Source organism: Marinifilum sp. (genome assembly GCF_965230805.1).
Classification (GTDB): Bacteria; Bacteroidota; Bacteroidia; order Bacteroidales; family Marinifilaceae; genus Marinifilum.
On record NZ_OZ246019.1, the window covers coordinates 2593365 to 2617143 of the forward strand.

Consider the following 23779-nt stretch of genomic DNA (forward strand, 5'->3'; position numbering starts at 1 on the left):
AAAATAAGGATTGGATCATTTCAGGTGGACAAAATGTACTACTTCGGGTTATTTTTTGGAGAGTAGAAAATGCGGAGCTTTGTTTTAATTGATAATCGAACTTAAACATCCCGGCCATGAATGATTATTTAATCGTAGATCAATGCAAAAAGGAAATTGCAGATCTAAAAATGAAGCTAAGTAAAATCGAACCAGAGTGCATGTTGTACCATTCTACTACTGTTGAAAATGCTTTAACGCTTTACCTATTGCACAAGCCAAAATTGGTTTTTTTAGAAGTGAATCTTAAAAATGAGAATGGATTTGAGTTACTGTATAGATTGTTGGAGTTAGGAGAGCGTCCCAACTTTGCCATTACAACCAAAAAAGAAGCTTATGCCATTAAAGCTATTCGATCCTCGGCAGTTGATTATTTACTTAAACCAGTAGCCATGGAGGATTTGCGTTTTTGTTTGAATCGTATTCACAGTATAGAATACGAGGAGATGGAGAAACAGAGAATAGCCGAGCTGTTTCTGAAATTGAGAACGCAGAAGAGAGTTACCATTAAAAATCGTGTGGGTTTTGAGGTCATAAAACCAGAGGAAATTCTGTTTTGCAAGGCCGATAGAAATTACACCGACATCAAATTTGTGGATGGTTCAAGCTTAACAACCTCCACTACTTTAGGAAGCGTAGTGCAACAACTAACCAGCAAAATATTTTTCAGAATTGGCCGATCGGCGGTAATTAATTTGGATTATTTAAAATCGGTAAATCGAAAAGACAAACAATGTTTGCTGGCCTGCAATAATGAAATTTATAAACTTCCGATGTCTCCGAATCGAGTTCAGGAACTATCGAGAGTTTTGAATTAAAAGTGATTGTACCTTTACTCTACACTACTACTATTATTATAAAAACAGCGCATGAATTCAATCCATGCGCTGTTTTAATTTATGCCTTGAAATATCTTAGAATCCTCGTTGTTGAGATTGCAATTTCTGCATTTCCGCTTCGAAAGTTTTCTTAAATTTTTCGTAATCGTAGTCCACTTTCAACAAGTCATCTTTCGATAACTTTTGGTTGATCGCTTCTTCCAAATCTTTAGAACTCATTTCAATTGCCATATAAGTTTTGTACTTGTTTTGAGCAGTTTTGGTTTGCTTTTCGCAGATTACCTTGATGTTATTTAATTGTTGATTGATAACTTCTCTGGTTAATCCTTCAAATCTTTCCTCCACTTGTTCAACATTGTTCAACTCTGTTGAATTTACGTAATTGTCGATGGTTCCCTGAACAGTAGATTGAATTAAAGTAGCCAATTCGGCACGAGCATTGGTTCCTGCTTTTTTCTTTGCAACCATTTGATCTAAACTCTCGCCAATGGCAGACGCTCTAAAGTGGTTTTTGTCACTTTGGTAATCAGGACCTGTGCAATAAACTTCGATAAGCTCTTCGCCTTGTGCTTTTGTTGAAACAGCTTTTTCAGCCGATCCACATGAACTTAATCCCGCAGAAAATAAAACTCCTAAGCCAAGGAATAATGATTGTAATTTTCTTGTTTTCATCTTTTTTAGATTTTAGATGTGAGATGAGAGAAATGAGATTCTCAAATCGCTACTCTCAGCATTATTTTATACTTATTAGATTTTGAGTACAATGCCTCATATCTACTTACTACATATTATAAGTCGAGTTGATTTAATTTCGGAATAATACTGTTGTGAATTTCTTCAACGGCTTGTTCGTAAGCTTCTTTTACAGCATAATCGTAACTAATGGGTTTCATTCCTTTCACCTCGTAAATGGCATCGTTAAAAATTTCCATTCCACTTTTCGCATCAGTCAACGAAAAAAAGCAATCCAGATAAACGATAAATATTTTGTAGTTTCTTCCTTCTTTAATTTCTCCTTTGGTAACATTGGTATTAATATCCAGAATCACTTTCGCCTTATCTTTTTCACTGGTGAAAGAGAAGAAATTTTCCGAAAGTTCTTTTTTCATGTTGTTTTTTAAGATTTCTCTATTCGAATCTTTCCCAAAAATTTTCTCACTAAAATTTAAGTATGCTTTTAATCGCTCAACATTGATAATAATTTTGCTTTTGGGTGCCGATTCTGGCGTAAAGAACAATTTATTCAGCTGATAATTCTCCAATTCTTCGTTCAGAATAGAGCTCAGATCTAAGCCAACTTCTATTTCCTGTAGTTTTCTTTTCGAAGTCACTTTGGAAAGTTGCGAAGCAGCATAACCAAACTCGTCGGTGCTAACTTTGTTGTTTAAAACACCTTCTCCTTTCGAGAAATTGATGGACAGAGCAAGACCTGGAATTAAACGATTTCCACTTTCTCCCAACCATTCTGCTTTAATCATGATTGGCTCTTTCTTTGAGGTCGAAATTTCAATTTGGATTGCTTTTCGGTCTGGTGTCAATTCTGTACGCTTAAAAATATTCTGGATGGAATTGTAGATATCAGTTCCCAAGTTGATTTTTCCGTTGAAAGTCATAACCGATAAATCTTCGTCCAAATGTTTCTTAATTACATCAAGACATTTAGCGTAATAGCTAAGGGCTTGGAAAATATCTAATTTTTCTTCACTGGCTTTGGCTTGTTCAAAGAAGTTCTGAGCCAATTTCTTTGCTTTGTTTAGCTTAATCCGCTTTTGCAGTTCATATTGCGACTTCGATAAGCGATAGTACACCCAATATTCATTTCCTTTTTTATTGTCCCATGATCCTACAATTTCATATCCTTCCAGTTCTTCCATTAAAGAGGTTCTTATTTCTGATTGGAATTCTTCACGAAAAGCCTTTTCATCTTCGAATTGCTGAAGAACAGAATTGGCTGAGATATTCACCGAGATTTCGGAGCATAAATCGTGCAGCGCTTGGTTTTTCGCAAGTTGAATGTAATTGGTTTTCGAATTATCTTTTCTAACCACAGAAATTCCCACATAGTATTCGGGCGTAATAGGTCTTTCTTGCACCCATTTCGGAGGCCTTCTTTTTGCCATACTCTGCTGTGCAGAACAACCTACAAGCAAAAGCAATATCAGAATGTAATGAATAGTTGTGTGTAAAATTTTAATCATTTGTATGCATTTAAAGTAATTTTCGATAGCGAAATTAAAGATAAACATTCCTTAACAATAAGCTTGCCAAAAGCAGATTAAAATATTATTCTGATTTTGAAAGCAAATCATCAATCAGATTTAAAGACAGTTGAGACTCAAAACCTCTGCTTTGGGCAAAACGATATAGTTTCGTTTTTAATTGATATCGATCATCATGTCTTAAGCTTTCTAGTTTCCTTTGTAATAGATCTCGAAGATTCTTTTGATATTCATCTTGATTTATCTGTTCTAAAGCTTCGTGTATTATGCCTTCAGGAATGTGTTTGTGCTTTAAATGATGCGATATTTTTATTTTTCCCCACTTGTTAAATCGGCATTTGTCTTGCACATAAAAGTTGGTATATCTACTTTCGTCAATAAATTTATCTTCCATTAAGGAATTTATGATTTCATCCTGATCCTCAACAGAGATATTCCAATCTTGTAACTTTTTGCGAATATCGCTACAGCATTTTTCTTGTTTGCTGCAAATAAATTGCACTTTCGAAAGAGCAGCCTGTGTACTGATATTGAAGGGCTTTTTTTTATGCATATCAATCAATTTGAATTCGTAAGTAATTCATCTTTTAATGGCCGACATCATTCGGTCTTTTCCATTAATATCCCTACGTAATTTTATATCCGAAAAGCCTTTTTGTTCAAGCAATTGTTTCATTTCATCACCTAAACTTTCGTTGATCTCAAAATACAGTTTGCCTCCCTGGTTCAGATGCGAAAGTGCCAGTTCTGCAATTTTGCGGTAAAAAATCAATGGATCACGATCACTAACAAAAAGTGCTGTATGTGGTTCATAGTCCAATACATTCTTCTCCATTTTTTCTTGTTCGGCTTCGGTAACATATGGCGGATTGCTTACGATGATATCCAATTTTCGCCACTCAAATTTCTCCCAATTTAAAATATCTCTCTCGTAGTACTGCACTTCAACTTCATTTCGTATTGCATTTTCTCTTGCGGTTTTAATGGCTTCGGTCGAAATATCCACGCTAATCACATTTGCTTTTACAAGATGTTTGGCCAGACAAATGGGGATGCAGCCGCTTCCAGTTCCAATATCCAACACATTCAGATTTTTTTCGTGATTCTCATTAATAATCGCATGAACCAACTCCTCTGTTTCGGGTCTGGGAATTAATGTATGTTCATTTACCTTGAATTTCAGTTCGTAAAAATCGGCTTCGCCAAGAACATATTGAATGGGTTTACTTTTTTGTAAGTCTGCAAGATAATTCCATATTTTTTCGAATTGATTTTCTGTTAAGGATTCATTTTTATTCAGTTGAATTTGAGTTCGAGAAAAATCCAAAACATTCTCAATCAGAATATAGGCAATACTTTCACTCTCTCTTAAACTATAAATGCCTACAAGTTCCTTTTTGATATAATTTATTGTAGATTGTATGCTGTTTAATTGACACATCTTTTCTGAATAATTAGATTGGGATTTTAGTTATTAGTTGAAAGATTATAAACAAAGTAATCTCTCTTCGCATATCTAACACCAGCTTTATTATAAAATGAGTCGTAAATTATTTTGAGAATTTGGAGTTTAGTCAAGGAAAAAAATAGTTGCACAGCCATAGCTAAGGCGATAATTCTTAACGAAGAATAAACTCAAAAGAACGAGACTCCTTTCATACTAATACTGGTATCATCTCTCAAGCTTGTTATTGCACAAAGATACTAATCTTCTGTTCTCGTAGTTTTATGTTACTATCAATTAATTGGTCGGATTTTTGGGTACAGCTTTTTGTAGTACTGGGTATATTGTATTCACTTAGCATTATTGCTACCATAATCATCGTTTTACTTGAGAATAGGAGCCCTTTAAAAACCATATCCTGGATATTGGTCTTGATATTTCTCCCGATTTTTGGTTTCGTAGTTTACCTGGTTTTTGGTCAAAGTTTCCGCAAACAAAAAATGTTTAGCAGAAAAGGCTTGGGAGATTTAAAATGGCTACAGGTGATGAGTCAGGATCAAAAGCTGCAATTGGAAAAAAGTCGTTTTTTAAAGGATGAACGTATCCATGAAAAGAAAAACATCATGACTTTGCTTTTGAATAACTCAAAAGCTTTGTTGAGTGCTTACAACAAGGTAAATGTTTTAAATAATGGACAAGAAACGTTCACAGCAATATTTAGTGAACTCCGCAAAGCTCAAGATCATATTCATCTTGAATATTATATCATCGAAGAAGGCGAATTGGCATCTCAATTATTGGATATCCTGGTTGAAAAAGCCAGGAGTGGAGTAGAAGTGCGAGTGATTTACGATGATGTTGGAAGTTGGAAGTTGAGTAAAAACTATGTGGAAACTTTAAAAGAAGCGGGTGTTAAAGTACAAGCTTTTTTACCGGTTCGGTTTCCAATACTAACCAGTAGGGTAAACTATCGAAATCACCGAAAAATTATTGTGATTGATGGACTCACTGCTTTTGTTGGCGGATTAAACTTAGCCGATAGATACCTGCATGGAATTCCTGAAATAGGCATTTGGCGCGATACGCATCTGCAAGTAAAAGGCGAAGCAGCATCCAGTTTGCAAATCGTATTTTTATTCGATTGGTATTTTGTTCGCCAAGAGGTGTTGTTTAACGAAAAATACTTTCCAAATATAAGGGCTAAAGAGAAATGCTTGTTACAAATTACAGCTTCAGGAGCCGATTCCGATTGGGCAAGTATCATGCAAGCTTATTTTTCGGCCATTACTTCGGCAAAACGCAACGTGTATATTTCATCACCTTACTTTATGCCCAACGGTAGCATTTTAATGGCCTTAAAAACATCGGCCATGAGTGGTGTGGATGTGCGGATTTTAATTCCGAATCAATCAGATTCTGTAATGACATATTGGGGAACCTTATCTTACATTGAAGAATTGTTGGAAGCAGGTGTTAGAATCTACTTTTACAAGGCTGGTTTTAATCACAGTAAAATTATGACTGTTGATGGAATTGTATCGACAGTGGGAACCGCCAATATGGATGTTCGCAGTTTTGAACAAAATTTTGAAGTGAATGCTTTGATATACGACGAGAGAATTACCTTGGACCTAAGAGAGAGATTCCTTCAGGATTTAACACAAAGTGATGAAGTGATATTGGAACAATGGATTCATCGATCGAAAAAGCAAAAAATAAAAGAGTCGGTTGCTCGATTGTTTACTCCTCTTTTGTAGCGTATTTCTCAAACAGCTCAAAAATCTGTTTTATGATGTCATAGTCGGTAGAGTTCTCGCTAAGTTCTATATTGGCACTGCAATACGGCATAAAAGCTTCTAATTCGTCACCTTTTAAACCTGTTACTTCCGAAACAATTTCGGCATTGTACTTCGCATCTGTTTTTTTGTTTTTGATCTCTGCTCTAATCAATTTACTGAGCTTTTTCTTAGCTTTTTCCTTTTTGCTGAGCTTATTGTGAAGAAAATCCGTGGGTCTGAAAATTGCATCCCAAACGTCTAATTTTCGATCTATTTTAGGGCGGTATTGCGCAGGAACAGGGTTTGGCGCTTTCGTATTGTAGGGAGCAAGTTCTTTTAAAATGTCTTTGTTAATGGGATTCTTTTCCTCCACTTTTGTTTGTATAAACTGATTTTTAAATTCTTCCCATGTACCAAATGCATAAACATCCACTTCTTTTAATAAGTAGGAGATGTCTTGCAGTTCGATTCTAAAAAATGGTGGGAAATCAGGGTTAAGGATTACAGGTACTACCCACTGTTTCATTTCATAACCCAAAGCGCTAATGATAAGTGTGTCTTTTTGTTGAATTTGCAAATGAAAAACACCCTTGTTATCGCAAATATTTCCTTTTCTTGATCTTTTAATGGTAATCACAGCATTTGAAATGCCTTTACCAGTATTCGATGAGTACACCAAGCCCGAAATGCTAATAACAGAATCTTGTAAAAAAGATTGAGCATTGCAGAACAAAGATTGCATACTGAATACAACAATAATAATGATTCCGAAAAAGATTTTCATGCTCACCAATTTAAGGACGCAGGTGGTTGGGGATTTTATGATTGGCATCAAGATCCAATACATTCGAATTTGCCTTTTCAGGATCGAGCTTGTACTCTTCGTAAAGTTTTAAAATTCGTTTTTGAATTTCTATCTCACTGTCGTGATAGATAAAATTGCCTTTTCTACTAATATAGTTATATACTATTTCTAAAGTTTTACCGGTTTCATTCGTTAGTTCGCTTACAATTTTTCGGTTAAACTTTTCGTACAACCTTTGCTGATGCAAAGAATTGATTTTATCAGAGTAAACAGGCTTGTCTTTTCTCCTGGTTTTAAATAGGCCACTCCCAATGCTCAATAAACCCTGAACCACATTTGGCGGAGTACGTTCAAGCTCTTTCAGCTTTACCTTTTGTAATTGCGATTTGTTCAGCCTATAGGCTTCGCCCATATTCTTTTTAGCAGGTGTTTTTGCTTTTACAAAATCGTTTTTAAAATCCTCCCAAGTACCCAAAGCATAAACATTCACTTCTTTTAATAAAACTGCATGGTTTTTTAAATAGATCTGAAAAAAAGGAGGGAAATTTGGATCGATAATAAATGGAACAGGCCATTCTTTTATCTCATAACCCATCGAACTAATAACTAAGGTATCATTTGCCTGAATTTGCAAATGAAAAACACCGGAGCTGTCGCTTATTACACCTCTTCGTGTTCGTTTGATGGTAACAATAGCATTTTCAATTCCATTTTTATTCTTTTCCGACAAAATTAAGCCCGAAATGCTAATGGTTGATTCTAGCATACTGCTTTGAGCAAAACAATTGCTTGATAATAGAATGAATGGTAATAGTAAAAGAAGTATATATCTTGTATTCATGTAAATGGATTATAAAAAACTTAAGGTCTAAGGTGATTCTGGATTTTTCCTAACGAATCGGTAAAGGTAAGGTCGAGATCCCAATCTGTTTTTTCTTGCAAAAACTCTTTGTGCAATTGTTTTATTCTTAGAAAGATATACATATCACTACTTTGGTACGAAAACGAAGTTCTTGAATTGATGTATTTCATTAGATGGTCTAGCCGGTTTCCATGTTCATTTGTAATTTCGCTTACCATATTGCGATTGAACTTTTGAGCCAAAAGCAACGAATGAACCTCTTCTAACCTGCCAGGAACTTTCATCCCTTTAAATTTCTTTTTAAAATTCCCAAAACCGATACTTACACCTGCTCCTTGTCTTCTAGTGGCTCTGCCTGTATATTCGTCCATTGTGAAATCGCCAAAACTAATACCTAAAGCATCAGGATCTGCCGGTACTTTTGCTTTTAAAAACTGCTGTTTAAAATCGTTCCAACTACCACAAGAGTATACCCACACTTCACTTAGCATGTAACTTTCCTTCTCCATCACAATTTCTGTGAATATCTCATTTTCTAGATCCGGAGTTTGAATATCTACAATTTGAGGTTTAAATCCCATGGCCGTAACTTTAAGCGTTTGGTTGGGATTGACTCTGATTCTAAAAAATCCTAAGCTATCGCAGATAATTCCCCAATAAGTATCTTCCAAATGCACATTAGCAAAAGAAACTCCCTCTTTTGTTTCGTTGTTAATTACCTTACCCGATACAATAAAACTTAGGTCTTGTTTGTTCTGTGAAAAAGAGCTGCTAAAAGCAAGCAGTAATAATATGGAGCTAATATAGGTTTTCAATATGCTACAATTTTAAAAAAGAGCCTTACATCTTATCTGAATTTTCTTGCAAGCATTAAATATAATTCACTTATTGATCCTAATTCAAAATTATTACACTTTTTAACACACTTTAACTGAAATTAAGCAGATATTGTACAATATCGGAGAAAAGCTTAAAAATGTTACAGGTTTAATAATAATGGGATTACCGATATCCTAGCCAATTTACTTTGTTTTTGGTTTCGCTAAACGGATTTACTTTTCCAAACAAAATGTCATTGTCTCGTTGATAGCACATCATTGGGTGTGAGGTTTCAATTTTATTTTCGATAGGGATATCAGTAACGATATTTTGGGCATTATTCCCCCAAAGAAACCAAACGGCCTTTTTATTTTTATCAGCAATGTAGGCAAGAAGTTTTTGAGTGAATTCTGCCCAGATTTTGGCATGAGAATTCGGATTGCCAATTTCGCAGGTAAATGCTGTATTTAAAAGAAGAACATTTTCTTTCTCCCACCAATATCGGAACAGTTGGTTGGGCGGAAGCAGCTTAAATTCCCCATCCATTGGCAAACGATCGCCCTCGTTTAGCTGCTTTAATATTTCAGAGTACTTCAACTCTTCCGAATTGTAGGCTTTGTAAATGCTTCTTAAGATATTTTTCAACGAAACATTCCTAAATTTATCGAACCACGAATTCAGTCCGTTTACTTCAAATGCACGGCCTGTGGCAACTCCCTCTTGAGGATAAGGATCTTGTCCAAGAATTACAACAGGAATTGCATGTAAATTCATCTCTAAAAATCGAAGTACCCATTCTTTTTTTGGTGTGGCGCTTTTCAGGTCAATGGATGATTCAATGTGCTTGATTAAATCGATAAGTTCATCATTTAGAAAGGAATTCCACGATTCGTGAATGCTTAAACTTGACAGAAAGATAGAGTTTTGCATGTTCAGATAATTTGTTTGCCCAAAAGTAAAAAATGGAACGGAAAATTGCCAATTGCACGAAAGAAACTCATTCACACCATAAGTATAGACGCTACACTTTTTCACTTTTCACTTTCCCACTCATCTACTTTTAATTAGTTTTGTGAGGATTAACCAAAATTTTAGAAATAAAAAGTATGTACGAAGATTTGAAACAAAGCATCGAAGCTGCTTGGGAGGATCGCTCACTCTTGGCTACTCCTGAGGTTCAAAAAAAAATAGAGCAAGTTATTGAGCTTTTGGATAAAGGAAGCTTGCGAACTGCCGAGCCAATAGAAGGTGGATGGCAGGTGAACGAATGGGTAAAAAAAGCGGTTATCTTATATTTTCCGATTCGTAAGATGGAAACCATAGAGCTTGGACCATTCGAATTTCACGATAAAATGGCATTGAAAACCAAGTATGCCGATTTGGGAGTTCGTGTTGTTCCTCATGCAGTATCGCGTTACGGCGCTTTCTTGGCAAAAGATGTGGTTATGATGCCATCATACGTAAACATTGGAGCCTATGTTGATGAGGGAACCATGGTTGATACTTGGGCAACAGTAGGTTCTTGTGCTCAAATCGGCAAGCATGTTCATTTGAGTGGTGGTGTTGGTATTGGGGGAGTATTGGAACCAATTCAGGCTGCTCCGGTAATTGTGGAAGACAACTGTTTTATCGGATCTCGTTGTATCGTTGTAGAAGGCGTACATCTCGAAAAAGAGGTTGTGTTGGGTGCCAATGTTGTGCTAACCAAATCAACTAAAATTATCGATGTTACAGGAGAGGAGCCAATTGAATATTCAGGATTTGTTCCAGCACGTTCGGTTGTGATTCCGGGAACCAGAACCAAAAAATTTCCGGCAGGCGAGTATCAAGTTCCTTGTGCATTGATTATTGGTAAACGCAAGCCATCAACCGATCTGAAAACATCATTAAACGACGCATTGCGCGAATACAACGTAGCGGTGTAAATTGTAATGCTTATAAGTTGAAAGTACTTATGAGTCATAAGTACTTAAAGTTGTTAGATCACTTTAAGTACTTTAAATACTAAAACATGAACAAGGACATCAACAAAGCATTGGAGGTTTTAAAATCGGGAGGTGTAATTCTATATCCTACCGATACCATTTGGGGAATTGGCTGCGATGCTACCAATGCAGATGCTGTGAAAAGGGTGTATGCAATAAAGCAGCGAGAAGATTGCAAAGCCATGTTGGTTTTAATGGAGAATCCGAATAGACTGAACTCCTATGTTGAAGAAGTTCCTGAAATTGCCTGGGATTTGATTGATGCCAATGATAAACCAATGACACTCATTTATCCGGGAGCTAAGAATCTTGCGCCAAACCTGGTCAATTCCGATGGAACGATTGGTATCCGTATTACCGAGGAAGAGTTTAGCTCAAAGCTGATTCAACGATTCAAAAAGCCCATTGTTTCTACATCGGCAAATATTAGTGGCGATCCTTCGCCGGCAAATTTTACCGAAATCAATGAGAAATTAAAAAACTTGGTTAATTACGTAGTAGAGTATCGACAAGACGATATCGAAAAAGCAAATGCCTCAAGTATCATAAAAATAGGCTTAGGAGGGGAAATCCAAATCTTACGAAAGTAGAATAAGTGCAAATAAAAAATACAAAGACGCAAAGGAGGTTTTACACCTTTGCGTCTTTGCCTTAAAAAGCGACAGCCTTTACCAAGTATCCTCATATAAAAGCTGAATACCGGGATTAAATATCAGGTAACGATCACTTTTTCCTTGTTACACGTGTTTTAAAATATCCTCCAAATTTTCGAATTTGATTTTGTAGTCGTTCATCGATCGGCGAATTACTTCGTGTGCCTCATCTACTCCATAAATGTGAGTAATTTCAGCTTGAGAATCCAATCCTGGCATATCCTTGTAAGTTAAGAAGTAGTGTTTTAAACGATCAACAATTACATCCGGCAAGCACTGTATATTGGTAAACTCACCGTATGTAGCATCGTTAATCAACACTGCAATAATCTTATCGTCGGCCTCGTTTCCATCAATCATACGAAATCCTCCAACAGGACGAACCTCGGCAATAATATCACCATGCGAGATCGATTTCTCGGTAAGGATACAAATATCCAACGGATCGGAGTCACCTTGAATGCCAGGCTTACCTGATTTGTCGCTTGAGAATTCACCCACCGAACTGCCACAATAGGTCTGTGGCAAGAAACCGTATAATGCCGGAATTACATTCGAGTACTTTTGCGGACGATCAATTTTAAGATATCCGCTTACCTTATCCACCTCGTACTTAACTGTATCTGTTGGAACCATCTCGATAAATGCCATTACCGATTCCGGGGCATTATCACCAATATCCAATCCATGCCATGGATGTGATTTGTATCGCAAGCCCATTAGTCTTGCAATCGGATCGTTTAGTTTGTTTCCCATAGTAAGTGTTTCTTTACAAGTATCATTTTAACAAAATGAACTTAATTCATTTGATATTAACAAATGTAGCAAAACAATATAAATATCTAGCCCGATATTTTTTTCTTTTGCACGATATTATAGCAGTTTTATTAGGAAACAAGCAGGATTAAAATAATTATTAAACACACTCACTAATGATTATTTGGATCTTGCGGCTTCCGTCTGGAAAAGGGAAGAAAATAATAAACCGATAAAACGAGTCTTAATTTTAGTTGCACTCAGATGATCATTGCAATTGGGTGATTTCCTTCATATTCGTGCCGAAATTTGTGGTAATACTCTCAGAATCGTTCCGGCTATGCTCTCACAAACAGTAATGCACTTCAGGTGCATTACTGTCGATAACAATACATTTCTTGTGTGAGGGGCTATTCCTTACTGATTGGGGCTTCTTTCTCTTCCACAACTTCTTCTTCCGCCTTTTTCTTTCCGCTTGCAAACTTCGGAAATAGTCGATTGGCATAATTCTTCCCAAACAACTTGATTGCATCCAAGGAATTGAATTCGTACTGCTTTCGCAATTCAGCCTGAGCCATCTGCTTGGCTTAGGCTCTCAGCAAAATCATTCTTTCATCATCCACCCCAACCATCGCGATCTAAACTTCGGTACTGAATGGCTTCGGCCAAGTGTTCGCTTTCGATATTCTCGGATCCGCATAAATCGGCTATGGTTCTCGAAACCTTAAGGATTCTATCGTAAGCACGAGCCGATAAACCTACTTTTTCCATAGCGGTTTTTAACAAGGCTTTTCCTGCTTCATCGGGCTGGCAGTATTTTCGGAGCAGTTTAGAACTCATTTGAGCATTACAGTGCATGCCTTCCTCTTCTTTAAATCTGCTTTCCTGAATTTGTCTGGCTTTCTCAACCCTGGCACGAATCTCTTCACTTTTTTCCGATAGTCGGGTATCTGATATCTTATCAAAAGTGACGGGAACTACTTCAATATGGATATCAATTCTATCGAGTAAAGGTCCGCTAATTTTGCTTAGGTACTTTTGAACCATTCCGGGAGCACAAACACAATCTTTTTCAGGATGATTGTAATATCCGCAAGGGCAAGGATTCATTGATGAAATCAACATGGTGCTTGCCGGATAATCTACCGTAAATTTTGCTCTGGAAATGGTAATGGTTCTGTCTTCCAAAGGCTGACGCATCACCTCCAATACGGTTCTTTTAAACTCGGGCAGTTCATCTAAAAATAACACGCCATTGTGCGCAAGACTAATTTCGCCAGGTTGTGGATAGGTTCCGCCTCCTACCAGAGCAACATCTGATATGGTATGATGAGGGCTACGGAACGGACGCTGAGTCATTAAAGCGCTATCTTTTTCTAATGTTCCCGCAACCGAATGTATCTTGGTTGTTTCCAATGCTTCTTGCAAACTTAGTGGAGGTAATATGCCGGGAATCCTTTTTGCCAACATGGTTTTACCTGCTCCAGGAGGACCAATCATGATGATGTTATGACCGCCTGCTGCTGCAATCTCCAGAGCTCTTTTTACGTTTTCCTGTCCTTTTACATCAGCAAAATCATGAGGAAACTTATTTAAATGAGAATAAAACTCTGCTCTTGTATCCACTAAAGTGGGTGCAATTTTTGCATCTCCTTTTAAAAATGCAATGACCTCGCTAATGTTATCGGCTCCATATATTTTTAATTTGTCAACAACAGCAGCTTCCCGGGCGTTTGCTTTGGGAAGAATCAATCCTTCAAAGCCTTCTTCTCGTGCTTGTATTGCCATGGGCAGTACTCCTTTTATGGGAACCAAGCTGCCATCAAGTGATAACTCTCCCATAATTAAATATTTTTCTAGGCTATCGCAGTGTATTTGTTCGGTAGCCGTTAAAATACCAATGGCAAGTGGCAAATCATAAGCCGATCCTTCTTTTCGAATATCAGCCGGAGCCATATTAATAATAATCTTTCTACCTGGAATCTTATAGCCAGCTTCGCGCAGAGCTGAGTCGATTCTTTGCTGACTTTCTTTAACTGCATTATCGGGTAATCCTACCAGCGAAAAGCGAACACCCTGAAATACATTTACTTCAATTGTAATAGTTGTTGCATGGATACCATAAACGGCGCTACCATATGTTTTAACAAGCATAAGTTTGGATTCTTAATAAACGAAATAAACGTTGAATGTAGTAAGAATTCATCATTCATCAAAACATAATCAGCACTAGCGATATAAGCGCACATAAAAAAGCTGCAACATAAATCTGCTACAGCTTTAAATATTTTTGTTCTTTCTTTTACTTCATTCCGGCTTCGATATACTGAATCAAACAATGAATTATTTTAATATGGATTTCCTGAACTCTGTCGGAATAAGCTTTCCAAGGCACTCTAATTTCAACATCACACATCTCTGCCATTTTACCTCCTGTTTTGCCTGTTAGTCCAACAACTGTCATTCCTTTTTCTTTGGCAGATTTTATGGCATTTATCACATTGTTCGAGTTGCCGGATGTACTGATTCCCAAGAATACATCACCTTTTTGTCCCATACCTTCAACATATCTCGAAAAAATGTAATCGAAACCATAATCATTGCCAACACATGTTATATGACTTGGATCGGAAATGGCAATAGCTGCTATTCCGGGGCGATCGTCGCGAAAACGACCCGTTAATTCTTCGGCAAAGTGCATGGCATCGCACATAGAGCCACCGTTACCACAAGAAATTATTTTTCCGCCATTTTGAATTGAATCTGCCATAAATTCTCCGGCTTTTTCAATGGCTTTAAAGTTATCCTCATTGGCAACAAATTGATTTAAAACCTCCTGTGCATCAAGAAAACTTTGTTTTATATCGTTTATTATCATGATTTAAAATTTTTCCAAAAGTAAGAAATGCTGCTCAGAATCAAGAATTATCAGTATCAATTTTAAAATCAGAAATACTCTCTTTCAGCCCAAAAGGATTATGGTTTAGTTTTTCTTACTAAGTTTACCTAAAATCCAATAAGCATATCATGTTGTTAAAAGAGAAACTATACAATGTAATTTTCGAGGCTGATACCAGGGCAGGCAAACTATTCGACCTGTTGTTATTAATTGTAATTCTGCTTAGTATTCTTTTCGTAATGCTGGAAAGCGTTCCTACAATCGAAAAAAAATATCATGATTTTCTAAAAATAGCTGAGTGGATCATTACCATCATTTTTAGTATGGAATATTTGATTAGAATATGGATTGTGCGACATCCGCAGAAATACATTTTTAGTTTTTATGGGATTATTGATTTTTTATCGGTACTTCCAAGTTATTTGGCACTATTTTTTGCCGGAACGCAGGGCCTAATGGTGATTAGAGCTTTACGTTTACTTCGTGTATTTAGAATTCTGAAGCTGAACAGGTATTTAAAAGAGAGTGCAATTATTATCAAGGCGCTTCGTGAAAGCCGATATAAAATTTCGGTGTTTCTATTCGGTGTTTTAACTCTGGTCATTATCATTGGCACGGTGATGTATCTTGTCGAAGGCGCCGAAAATGGATTTACAAGTATCCCTCGCGGAATTTATTGGGCTGTTGTAACATTAACAACGGTGGGGTATGGCGATATATCTCCAGTAAGCTCGCTTGGGCAATTCTTTGCCAGTGTGGTTATGATTATAGGTTATGCTATAATAGCCGTACCCACAGGCATTGTAACGGCCGAGCTTACCAAACAAAGCCATAAAGAAATCTCAACACAAGTTTGTCCCGAATGTTTGGCTGAAGGGCATAATCATGATGCAAAATATTGCTGTGAATGCGGATCAAAACTAAATTAACGCGAGTTCGACGTAAAATTCTATCCACAGAAAGTTCTATTTGGGATAGATTTGCATTAAAAATTTGGAAAGAATAGCGGGCTATTTTGAGGAATTTTTAATGTGAAGATGTCGTAAAGAGAACTTTCCATTATGTGTTTGCCTGCTTTCGGCATAAATTTCCTCAAATCTTCTTGAAATATCCTGATATTCCTTCGAAAATTTCTACTCAAAATCAGATCAAACTGTGAACGAATTTTACGTCGAACTCGCGTTAAATTAATCACCATCGCATCACGCAGGATAGGGGCTTGCAAAAACGCATCAATTTATAAAGGGCTCTTGTTAAAGACATACAATTTGGGCGCCTCTACTCACAAAAGAATGAGACTTGTTTTATGCTAATGCTGGTATTAAAAAGCAAATTAAGATTTTATCGGTATATTTGTAGCTCTCATTACGCAAGGGAGGATGAGGAATTTTTATTCTCTGTTTTTAAAGACAAAAAATTTGCCTATACCACATTATCAACAAATTAGGTGTAAAACAATTTATTATGGGATTTACCAGCGGTTTCTTTAAAAAACCACAACATAAACGATTCAATTTGCAGCCTCGATACTGGGATCCTGCAAAAGAAGAAAGAGAAGATCGTGAGCGAAGAATAAAATTGGAACTTGGGATTAAGGATGAAAAGGACCAGTACATCCCTAACATTAAAGGCAGAATGAAAAGTGAAATTCGTCATAAACATTCAGATGCCAGAGGAGCCAGACAAAGATCAAACTTTAGGCTATTATTCATTTTTGTGATTCTGGCGATTGTGGCATATGTTTATGTTTTTGGCTGGGATGAATTGTTGGGGAAAATTATTAGCGGTATGGAAAGTTTAAAATTCAATCGCTAACATCAAATTTCAAACGAATATATGTCAGATTTGATACAGATACTACCTGACAGCGTTGCCAATCAAATTGCGGCAGGTGAGGTGGTTCAAAGACCAGCTTCGGTGGTAAAAGAGCTTGTTGAAAATGCAATAGATGCGGGTGCTGGTTCCATAAAAATTAATCTTAAAGATGCGGGTAAAACCCTGATTCAGGTAATCGATAATGGCTGTGGCATGTCGCTTACAGATGCCAGATTGGCTTTCGAGCGTCATGCTACCTCAAAAATCCGTAAAGCAGGCGATCTGTTCGGAATTCGTAGCATGGGTTTTCGTGGCGAAGCTTTGGCTTCCATTGCTGCAATTGCCAATGTTGAGCTAAAAACAAAACGTACCGAGGATGAATTGGGAACTCACATTGTAATTGATGGCTCGGAATTGGTTTCGCAAGAAGCCTCGGCATGTAGTAATGGCAGTAACTTTATTGTGAAAAACCTATTCTTTAATGTTCCTGCCCGCCGAAAATTCCTGAAAGCAAACTCTACCGAACTTCGAAATATCATTACCGAATTTCATAGGATTGTTCTTTCGCATCCTGATATTGCGTTTACACTGATACATAACGGCACCGAAGTATACAACCTTCCTGCATCGCATATTCGTCAGCGAATTATTAATGTGTTTGGGAAAAGTATGAATGCCCGATTGATCAGCATTAAAACTGATACCAGCATTGTAAAACTTACCGGCTTTATTGGCAAGCCAAAAAATGCAAAGAAAAACACAGGAGAACAGTTCTTTTTTGTGAACAAGCGCTTTATGCGACACCCATATTTCTATAAGGCGGTGATTCAGGCATACGATAAGATTTTGCCTCCCGAAACCATTCCTCCGTATTTTATCTTTTTCGAGGTAGATCCTAAAATCATCGATATCAATATTCATCCTACCAAAACCGAAATCAAGTTTGAGGATGAAAGAGCGATCTATCAAATCATTCAGGCTTCCATTCGCGAGGCTTTAGGAAAATTCAATATCGTTCCTTCCATCGATTTTGATGAGGATACAAGTTTGGAAATTCCGGTTGTCGATGAAAATACAGAAGTGGAAGCCCCAATGATTAAGGTGAACCCTGAGTTTAACCCTTTTGATGCCGAATCGAACTTTAACCCTTTCGAGGCCGAAAAAAGTTACAATCCTTTCGAGCAATCGGCAAGTTCTATCGAGTCTAATCCGTTTTTTCAGGAGTTTAAAGCTAAAACACCCGAGCCAGGCTCAAGCAGGGCAGCCAAGAAACAAGTTCCTGAAGATTGGGAAAAACTGTATGAAGAAAAAGTATTGCCTGAAGAGGAAAAGCCTGAAAAGCAGCCGGTAATCGACAGAGAAAATATTCCTGATTATTTTCAGGCTCCTGAGATTCCTACTCCTCAGCAAGCACAAATCCAAGCTGCCGAACAGCCCAATAAAACCAAGAATTTTTTCCAGCTTAAGAACAAATACATTCTAACACCCATTCGTTCGGGTTTAATGATTATTGATCAGCGAAAGGCACACGAAAGAATTTTGTTTGAAAAGTTTATGAACTCATTGGAAAATCAGAAAGGAATTGCTCAACAGAACTTGTTTCCTCAGACTATTGAGATGAATGCATCGGACTATACTCTTTTGCAGGTGATTTTGGAAGATGTGAAGGCTTTGGGTTTTGATATCCGGGAATTTGGAAAGAAAACTTTTGTGATAAACGGAACGCCTGCGGATATTCAGAATTGTGATCCAAAGGAGTTACTGGAAAATCTGTTGGCCAACTACAAAAGCAATCAGCTCGACGTGAAATTGAAAGTACGTGAGAATTTGGCGAAATCCTTGGCAAAAGCTTCGGCAGTAAACTATGGAAAATCACTTACCAACGAGGAAATGAGTTCCATAATTGATCAACTTTTTGCTTGTAACCTTCCTAACTTTACGCCCGATGGTAAACCTGTGATCTCGGTTCTGGAAACTCAGGAATTAGAAAATCGATTTAAATAGTATTAATAAATTATTCAAACATGGCGTTTAGCCTGACAAACTGGCTTGCAATTATGAGCCGAAGCCTGTAATTTTAAAATGGTCTGACTATTGTTAGACTAGAACTAATTTTTAAAAGCATAACGAATGACACAATACAGACCACCACTTTTGAATTTACCTCCAGTGGTTAAAAATCTTTTGATAATTAATGTACTATTACTCCTTGCTACTTATTTGTTCAAATCAAAATTTGACATTGATTTGAGACAACAGCTGGGATTGTTCTACCCTGCATCTGATTTATTCAGACCCCATCAGATTTTTACCCACATGTTTATGCATGCTGATATCACCCACTTATTTTTTAACATGTTTGCCTTGTTCATGTTTGGTAGAGTATTGGAAAGTGTGTGGGGACCCAAACGCTTTTTATCGTTTTATTTGATAACTGGTCTTGGAGCAGCACTACTACACGTGTTGGTTGCATTTATTGAGTATAAAGTTGCAATATCATCTATTGGAGCTGATCAATTAGATTATTTTAAGGAACTAGCTGCTCAAGGAAAATATATTCCCGGCACAGTTTCAGAAAAAATAACATCGATCATGTATTCTCCAACAATTGGGGCTTCAGGAGCTGTATTTGGTATCCTCCTGGGTTTTGGAATGCTATTCCCAAACACTGAATTAATGCTAATTTTTCCTCCCATTCCGATCAAAGCCAAGTATTTTGTAATTGGCTATGGTGTTATTGAATTATACCTCGCTTTTTTAAATAGACCTGGTGATAACATTGCCCATTTTGCCCATTTGGGAGGCATGTTGTTTGGATATATCTTAATTAAATATTGGCAGAAAAATTCTAACCGCTTTTATTAAATTGTTTGCAATAAAAATGAAGTAAGGAAGTTTATATCGATAATGAAGGTGAATCATGAACATGAACTTTAACAATCCATATCAGAGCTATTCCAACCAAAACATTTGGGAAGGAATCAAGAATTCCTTTAAACAAGGAAGCCATCTTACCAAGTTGATTTATATCAACCTGAGTGTGTATCTTCTGATTCTGGTTCTCAGAATTCTGACTTTGCTTACAAAATCGAATCTTGAAGATCTTGTAACAAACCTATTAATGGTTCCTGCTGATCCTGCTAACATCATTACGCAACCATGGTCGGTATTCACGTACATGTTTCTGCATACCGATTTTTTGCATATTCTTATGAATATGCTTTGGTTCTTCTGGTTTGGGAAGATATTTCTTACCTATCTCGATCAGAAGAAACTATTGAGTGTATACCTGATAGGTGGATTAACTGGAGCGGCTGTTTACATCTTTGCATACAATCTTTTTCCTGCACTACAGGATGTTAAGCATATATCTTACGCCTTGGGTGCTTCCGCATCTGTTATGGCAGTAGTTTTTGCAGTTGTTTCATATGCGCCAAACCACAACATTCATCTAATGTTTTTAGGTCCTGTAAAAATTAAGTTCGTAGCCTTGTTCTTTATTGTTACGGATTTGCTTTACTTGTCGGAAAACGTAAACATTGGTGGACACATAGCCCATTTAGGAGGTGCTTTTTATGGATGGTTGTTTATTTCACAATTGCGCAAGGGCAAAGATATTTCGGGAGGCTTTAACTCCATAATGGATTCTTTTTTCAATCTGTTCAGAAGAGAAAAGAAAATGAAGGTGAGTTATAAGAACACTCGCAATATGACCGATGAGCAATACAACAAATCCAAACAAGTAAACCAGGATGAATTGAATCGAATTCTGGAGAAGATAGCCAAATCGGGTTATGATAGTTTAAGCAAGACAGAAAAAGAGATTCTGTTTAAATCGAGCAATCAAAATAAATAGTTGAATTGAAAAACATTCTTCATAAAAGCTTGGTTATTTTCAGCCTGATTTTTTCAGGCTCATTGCTCATTGCTTATGGTGCACCACACATCAGTCCCGAGGAGTATTGGCTACCTGCCTTTTGGGGATTGGCCTATCCGTATTTGCTTTTGGCTAATGTGGTGTTTACAGTATACTGGATGCTAAGAAAACGCTGGAGTTTTTTAATTCCATTGATTGCAATTCTTATTGGATATGGTCATTTACAGGATTTCATACAAATTAGCCGGTCAAATACAGAATCCAATGAATCTGCTTCGATAAAGTTGATGACCTATAATGTGCGTGCGTTCGACAGATACGAATGGAGCAATGACAAGAAGACTCCGGGTAAAATGCTTGAACTTTTAAAACAAAACCAAGCAGATATCTATTGCTTTCAGGAATTTCATTATACAAAAAAGGGGCTTCTTAGCTTTTCCAATTTAAAAAAAGCCACAAACTGCAAATATCTTTTTTTAGGTAGCAAAACCAATGGAGTGGCTCTTTTCTCTAAATACCCAATTGTTAATAGGGGAGAGATCAGTTTTGATAAGGACAACAGGTGTAATGCCATTTATGCAGATATTAAAAAGGATGGGAAGATGGTTCGTGTATACAATTTGCACCTTGAGTCCAATAGGCTAGGTGGCAGAAATTATACCTTTATCAACAAGAAAGACTTTAAGGCTGACGATCTGGAATTGGAAGAAATTAAAGACATTTCTTTTAGGCTTAGACATGCCTTTATTCGCAGAGCAAAGCAAGCTGAAATTATTAGAGGGGATATCGAAAAATCTCCATATCCAACTATTGTTTGTGGCGATTTTAACGATACTGCGCACTCTTATGCATACCACAAAATAAAAAATGATTTTACCGATTGTTTCCGAGAAAAAGGTTTAGGAATTGGAACCACATATTCGGGTGATTTTCCATCATTTAGAATAGACTTTGTGCTGCACAACCACAAGATCGTTTGCTCCAACTACAAAAGGATTAAAAAGAAATATTCAGATCATTTTCCCGTATTTACCGAATTGAATTTTGTTTCGAACTCGCATTAATGCCAGCTTGTCGTGAAATGAGCCTTAAACTATATTGAGTTGTTGTAAAGACAACAGATCCAAGGATCGCCTTGGTGGCTGCAATAATTATGAAGGAAGAATAAACTCAAAATACCTAAAATAAGCTAAGACCCGTTTCACGATAAGTAGCTTGTAACAATATTATTTTGTGATGATAGATTTTGATTTGAGGCTCATAGGAATTTTCATTCCATCGGGCATTTGGGCATTTCCTTTAATATGGGTTGTTCCGCTCAGATCCTGACTTATTGTAGCTTCAATAATCCATCCGCTGGTTTTATCTATTTTGATATCAGAAATCAATTGCCCGTTCAATTCTATTTTCATGTCCATGTTATTTTGTTTCATGAATGCAGCATCCGGATCACTTGCCATATCACCAACTCCATGAATCAAATAGTAATTGTCGCTGGCTTCTTTCAATTCGAAATTGGTTCTCAGCTTTACCGACATCCCTGCTTCGATATTTGTTTCTGTCATCCACTGGCTTCCGATTTTTACCATCTCCTCAGGGTAAATATTTGTTATCTGCTCAAAGCTGCCTTTAAATGCTTTTTTGCCATACGATTGACGCAACTGAGCAACAATTTGCTCTTTTTGCTGTGTATTAAAATCGAAACCTTCAAACATGCCTTCGAATATTTTTTCCAAACCATTTACACTTATCACTTTTCCGGTGTTACTCATCTTTAGCACGAATGGCTTATTGGTGATTCTCGAAAGCATGGTCGACATGATATCTCCCTCTTTAACATTGTTCGAGCTAAAGGATGTTTTGCCTTGAGGGGTATCCATATCCATCATCATGTTTTCATATACAACATCCATAGTATACTGGCTATTATCATTGCTTTTAACCGTATATAGGATATCTCCTTTAATCATCATCTTAATTTCAACCGACATGCCATTAATATCCTGTTTTATGGTCATGTTGGCAGTGGTTTTCTGAGTGTATTCTTTTCCTTTTTCAAGATGTAAAGCCAACTTGTACTTTTTAGCTTGAACACAAAATGTGACCGTAAGAATTAAAGCAATCGTTAAAAGTTTTTTCATGGGATTTTTTATTAAGACATTTTTAAACAATAGAATTGTGGTAGCGGAAATAAATCTATGCTTAATTATTGAGGATTCAGAATAAATTTCTATTTATTTTTTGGGGATAGGCAGATTATGCATCCTCAAAAAAGACAGCTTGTCCCAATAACCTCGCTGAAGAATTATTTTATCATCTTGGAATTGGAAGAAGCCACAACCTCGCAGTCCCAAAGGATCTTTCCATTCCAGTATGGCCCAATTGCCATCTTCGAAAATATTCTCAACAATGCAGGTCATATCGGCAGCAGCAAATTCTTCGGCAAACATATTGCGAATTGCCTCTTTTCCATTTATCGGATGATTTGCCACCTGATGGTTTATGGCATTGACATGATAAAATTCTGCAATTTGCTCGGCATTTCCTCTATTAAATGCCTTTACCCATTTTTGTACGATCTGTTTTGGACTCATGATTTTGTGTTAAAGGGGGTTTCGATATTTACTTTAGGGGCTTTGTTTTGTCTTATGTAAAAATGTAAAAACTCAAAACAAATAAGTATTATCGGGTATAATATTATTCTAGGCACATTTTACTCCTGCTGGTAAACTCTAATTTTCGCAATCGGCTAAATAAAAATACTCGAAAGTCCTTTTATGTTTGCAGGTGTAATCTTACCCTCCGTGCATGCACATCTGCCATAATCCATCATCTTTCTGCGGACAAGTTACAAAATTTCGTAAATCGGTACTTCTAACTTATCATTGGTAAGTAGTCCTTTGAGAATTGTTGCCAATGATCCACACTTTTCCGCTGGCTGCCAACAGCTTGCGTTCGATGACAAGCCATAGGGAAGCGACGACAAGCC

At 36.8% G+C, this 23779-nt stretch carries 24 protein-coding genes; 10 read left to right on the forward strand and 14 right to left on the reverse strand.

Features of this window, described 5'->3' with window-relative positions; genetic code table 11:
- Window positions 1–116: 116 nt before the first annotated feature.
- Entirely contained in the window at window positions 117–857 is a 741-nt protein-coding gene (locus ACO05S_RS10345; protein ID WP_421917937.1) for a LytR/AlgR family response regulator transcription factor, read from the forward strand.
- Window positions 858–953: 96 nt separating this feature from the next.
- Here ACO05S_RS10345 and ACO05S_RS10350 read toward each other — a convergent pair whose 3' ends face one another.
- From ACO05S_RS10350 to prmC, 4 genes are all read right to left on the reverse strand, one after another.
- Complete coding sequence (locus ACO05S_RS10350; protein WP_421917938.1) at window positions 954–1550, reverse strand: hypothetical protein; 597 nt, start codon at window positions 1548–1550, stop codon at window positions 954–956.
- A gap of 116 nt (window positions 1551–1666) precedes the next feature.
- Complete coding sequence (locus ACO05S_RS10355) at window positions 1667–3076, reverse strand: LPP20 family lipoprotein (protein ID WP_421917939.1); 1410 nt, start codon at window positions 3074–3076, stop codon at window positions 1667–1669.
- A gap of 85 nt (window positions 3077–3161) precedes the next feature.
- Window positions 3162–3650 (reverse strand): regulatory protein RecX, encoded by a 489-nt coding sequence (locus ACO05S_RS10360; protein ID WP_421917940.1) that lies wholly within the window; start codon window positions 3648–3650, stop codon window positions 3162–3164.
- A 27-nt stretch (window positions 3651–3677) separates the two neighbouring features.
- Window positions 3678–4538 carry a peptide chain release factor N(5)-glutamine methyltransferase gene (gene prmC / locus ACO05S_RS10365; RefSeq protein WP_421917941.1) on the reverse strand — a complete coding sequence of 287 codons (861 nt, stop codon included), beginning with the start codon at window positions 4536–4538 and terminating at the stop codon, window positions 3678–3680.
- A gap of 287 nt (window positions 4539–4825) precedes the next feature.
- Here prmC and cls point away from each other — a divergent pair, with 287 nt between their 5' ends.
- On the forward strand, window positions 4826–6298 hold the full coding sequence (cls, locus tag ACO05S_RS10370; protein ID WP_421917942.1) for a cardiolipin synthase: 1473 nt from the start codon (window positions 4826–4828) through the stop codon (window positions 6296–6298).
- Here cls and ACO05S_RS10375 read toward each other — a convergent pair.
- The 4 genes from ACO05S_RS10375 to ACO05S_RS10390 form a co-directional block, all read right to left on the reverse strand.
- Window positions 6282–7103, reverse strand: a complete 822-nt coding sequence (locus ACO05S_RS10375; RefSeq protein ID WP_421917943.1) for a carboxypeptidase-like regulatory domain-containing protein — start codon at window positions 7101–7103, stop codon at window positions 6282–6284. The genes cls and ACO05S_RS10375 overlap by 17 nt on opposite strands.
- A gap of 10 nt (window positions 7104–7113) precedes the next feature.
- Complete coding sequence (locus ACO05S_RS10380; protein ID WP_421917944.1) at window positions 7114–7965, reverse strand: carboxypeptidase-like regulatory domain-containing protein; 852 nt, start codon at window positions 7963–7965, stop codon at window positions 7114–7116.
- A 20-nt stretch (window positions 7966–7985) separates the two neighbouring features.
- On the reverse strand, window positions 7986–8801 hold the full coding sequence (locus ACO05S_RS10385; RefSeq protein WP_421917945.1) for a carboxypeptidase-like regulatory domain-containing protein: 816 nt from the start codon (window positions 8799–8801) through the stop codon (window positions 7986–7988).
- 187 nt (window positions 8802–8988) lie between these two features.
- Complete coding sequence (locus ACO05S_RS10390) at window positions 8989–9735, reverse strand: uracil-DNA glycosylase (RefSeq protein WP_421917946.1); 747 nt, start codon at window positions 9733–9735, stop codon at window positions 8989–8991.
- Window positions 9736–9911: 176 nt separating this feature from the next.
- On the opposite strand from ACO05S_RS10390, the gene ACO05S_RS10395 reads away from it, so the two are divergent.
- Together ACO05S_RS10395 and ACO05S_RS10400 are read left to right on the forward strand one after the other, a co-directional pair.
- Window positions 9912–10730: a 2,3,4,5-tetrahydropyridine-2,6-dicarboxylate N-succinyltransferase gene (locus ACO05S_RS10395; RefSeq protein WP_421917947.1), complete on the forward strand. Its 819-nt coding sequence runs from the start codon at window positions 9912–9914 to the stop codon at window positions 10728–10730.
- Window positions 10731–10816: 86 nt separating this feature from the next.
- A complete protein-coding gene (locus ACO05S_RS10400; RefSeq protein ID WP_421917948.1) occupies window positions 10817–11380 on the forward strand; it encodes an L-threonylcarbamoyladenylate synthase in 564 nt (187 codons plus the stop codon).
- Window positions 11381–11527: 147 nt separating this feature from the next.
- Here ACO05S_RS10400 and ACO05S_RS10405 read toward each other — a convergent pair whose 3' ends face one another.
- The 4 genes from ACO05S_RS10405 to lpcA form a co-directional block, all read right to left on the reverse strand.
- A complete protein-coding gene (locus tag ACO05S_RS10405; protein WP_421917949.1) occupies window positions 11528–12199 on the reverse strand; it encodes an inorganic pyrophosphatase in 672 nt (223 codons plus the stop codon).
- Between the two features lie 410 nt (window positions 12200–12609).
- A complete protein-coding gene (locus tag ACO05S_RS10410; protein WP_421917950.1) occupies window positions 12610–12777 on the reverse strand; it encodes a hypothetical protein in 168 nt (55 codons plus the stop codon).
- 37 nt (window positions 12778–12814) lie between these two features.
- The gene (locus ACO05S_RS10415) at window positions 12815–14353 is read right to left on the reverse strand and encodes a YifB family Mg chelatase-like AAA ATPase (RefSeq protein WP_421917951.1); all 1539 of its coding nucleotides are present in this window, start codon (window positions 14351–14353) and stop codon (window positions 12815–12817) included.
- Between the two features lie 148 nt (window positions 14354–14501).
- On the reverse strand, window positions 14502–15077 hold the full coding sequence (gene lpcA / locus ACO05S_RS10420) for a D-sedoheptulose 7-phosphate isomerase (protein WP_421917952.1): 576 nt from the start codon (window positions 15075–15077) through the stop codon (window positions 14502–14504).
- A gap of 149 nt (window positions 15078–15226) precedes the next feature.
- Here lpcA and ACO05S_RS10425 point away from each other — a divergent pair, with 149 nt between their 5' ends.
- The 6 genes from ACO05S_RS10425 (at window position 15227) to ACO05S_RS10450 (ending at window position 21854) form a co-directional block, all read left to right on the forward strand.
- Entirely contained in the window at window positions 15227–16027 is an 801-nt protein-coding gene (locus tag ACO05S_RS10425; RefSeq protein WP_421917953.1) for an ion transporter, read from the forward strand.
- A gap of 535 nt (window positions 16028–16562) precedes the next feature.
- Window positions 16563–16913, forward strand: coding sequence for a hypothetical protein (locus ACO05S_RS10430; RefSeq protein ID WP_421917954.1), 351 nt, complete (start codon window positions 16563–16565; stop codon window positions 16911–16913).
- 21 nt (window positions 16914–16934) lie between these two features.
- Window positions 16935–18917, forward strand: coding sequence for a DNA mismatch repair endonuclease MutL (gene mutL / locus ACO05S_RS10435; protein WP_421917955.1), 1983 nt, complete (start codon window positions 16935–16937; stop codon window positions 18915–18917).
- Between the two features lie 126 nt (window positions 18918–19043).
- Entirely contained in the window at window positions 19044–19778 is a 735-nt protein-coding gene (locus ACO05S_RS10440; RefSeq protein ID WP_421917956.1) for a rhomboid family intramembrane serine protease, read from the forward strand.
- Window positions 19779–19833: 55 nt separating this feature from the next.
- Entirely contained in the window at window positions 19834–20769 is a 936-nt protein-coding gene (locus ACO05S_RS10445; RefSeq protein WP_421917957.1) for a rhomboid family intramembrane serine protease, read from the forward strand.
- Window positions 20770–20774: 5 nt separating this feature from the next.
- The gene (locus ACO05S_RS10450; protein ID WP_421917958.1) at window positions 20775–21854 is read left to right on the forward strand and encodes an endonuclease/exonuclease/phosphatase family protein; all 1080 of its coding nucleotides are present in this window, start codon (window positions 20775–20777) and stop codon (window positions 21852–21854) included.
- A gap of 162 nt (window positions 21855–22016) precedes the next feature.
- Here the strand turns inward: ACO05S_RS10450 and ACO05S_RS10455 are convergent, their stop codons facing one another.
- Both ACO05S_RS10455 and ACO05S_RS10460 read right to left on the reverse strand, forming a co-directional pair.
- A complete protein-coding gene (locus ACO05S_RS10455) occupies window positions 22017–22931 on the reverse strand; it encodes a DUF6263 family protein (protein ID WP_421917959.1) in 915 nt (304 codons plus the stop codon).
- 93 nt (window positions 22932–23024) lie between these two features.
- The gene (locus ACO05S_RS10460; protein ID WP_421917960.1) at window positions 23025–23384 is read right to left on the reverse strand and encodes a nuclear transport factor 2 family protein; all 360 of its coding nucleotides are present in this window, start codon (window positions 23382–23384) and stop codon (window positions 23025–23027) included.
- Between the last annotated feature and the right edge of the window lie 395 nt (window positions 23385–23779).

Bases quoted from the DNA above. Each gene is read 5' to 3' on its own strand.
- ACO05S_RS10345 (WP_421917937.1), top strand. From the start codon at position 117: ATGAATGATTATTTAATCGTAGATCAATGCAAAAAGGAAATTGCAGAT.
- ACO05S_RS10350 (WP_421917938.1), bottom strand. From the start codon at position 1,550: ATGAAAACAAGAAAATTACAATCATTATTCCTTGGCTTAGGAGTTTTA.
- ACO05S_RS10355 (WP_421917939.1), bottom strand. From the start codon at position 3,076: ATGATTAAAATTTTACACACAACTATTCATTACATTCTGATATTGCTT.
- ACO05S_RS10360 (WP_421917940.1), bottom strand. From the start codon at position 3,650: ATGCATAAAAAAAAGCCCTTCAATATCAGTACACAGGCTGCTCTTTCG.
- prmC (WP_421917941.1), bottom strand. From the start codon at position 4,538: ATGTGTCAATTAAACAGCATACAATCTACAATAAATTATATCAAAAAG.
- cls (WP_421917942.1), top strand. From the start codon at position 4,826: ATGTTACTATCAATTAATTGGTCGGATTTTTGGGTACAGCTTTTTGTA.
- ACO05S_RS10375 (WP_421917943.1), bottom strand. From the start codon at position 7,103: ATGAAAATCTTTTTCGGAATCATTATTATTGTTGTATTCAGTATGCAA.
- ACO05S_RS10380 (WP_421917944.1), bottom strand. From the start codon at position 7,965: ATGAATACAAGATATATACTTCTTTTACTATTACCATTCATTCTATTA.
- ACO05S_RS10390 (WP_421917946.1), bottom strand. From the start codon at position 9,735: ATGCAAAACTCTATCTTTCTGTCAAGTTTAAGCATTCACGAATCGTGG.
- ACO05S_RS10395 (WP_421917947.1), top strand. From the start codon at position 9,912: ATGTACGAAGATTTGAAACAAAGCATCGAAGCTGCTTGGGAGGATCGC.
- ACO05S_RS10400 (WP_421917948.1), top strand. From the start codon at position 10,817: ATGAACAAGGACATCAACAAAGCATTGGAGGTTTTAAAATCGGGAGGT.
- ACO05S_RS10405 (WP_421917949.1), bottom strand. From the start codon at position 12,199: ATGGGAAACAAACTAAACGATCCGATTGCAAGACTAATGGGCTTGCGA.
- ACO05S_RS10410 (WP_421917950.1), bottom strand. From the start codon at position 12,777: ATGGCTCAGGCTGAATTGCGAAAGCAGTACGAATTCAATTCCTTGGAT.
- ACO05S_RS10415 (WP_421917951.1), bottom strand. From the start codon at position 14,353: ATGCTTGTTAAAACATATGGTAGCGCCGTTTATGGTATCCATGCAACA.
- lpcA (WP_421917952.1), bottom strand. From the start codon at position 15,077: ATGATAATAAACGATATAAAACAAAGTTTTCTTGATGCACAGGAGGTT.
- ACO05S_RS10425 (WP_421917953.1), top strand. From the start codon at position 15,227: ATGTTGTTAAAAGAGAAACTATACAATGTAATTTTCGAGGCTGATACC.
- ACO05S_RS10430 (WP_421917954.1), top strand. From the start codon at position 16,563: ATGGGATTTACCAGCGGTTTCTTTAAAAAACCACAACATAAACGATTC.
- mutL (WP_421917955.1), top strand. From the start codon at position 16,935: ATGTCAGATTTGATACAGATACTACCTGACAGCGTTGCCAATCAAATT.
- ACO05S_RS10440 (WP_421917956.1), top strand. From the start codon at position 19,044: ATGACACAATACAGACCACCACTTTTGAATTTACCTCCAGTGGTTAAA.
- ACO05S_RS10445 (WP_421917957.1), top strand. From the start codon at position 19,834: ATGAACATGAACTTTAACAATCCATATCAGAGCTATTCCAACCAAAAC.
- ACO05S_RS10455 (WP_421917959.1), bottom strand. From the start codon at position 22,931: ATGAAAAAACTTTTAACGATTGCTTTAATTCTTACGGTCACATTTTGT.
- ACO05S_RS10460 (WP_421917960.1), bottom strand. From the start codon at position 23,384: ATGAGTCCAAAACAGATCGTACAAAAATGGGTAAAGGCATTTAATAGA.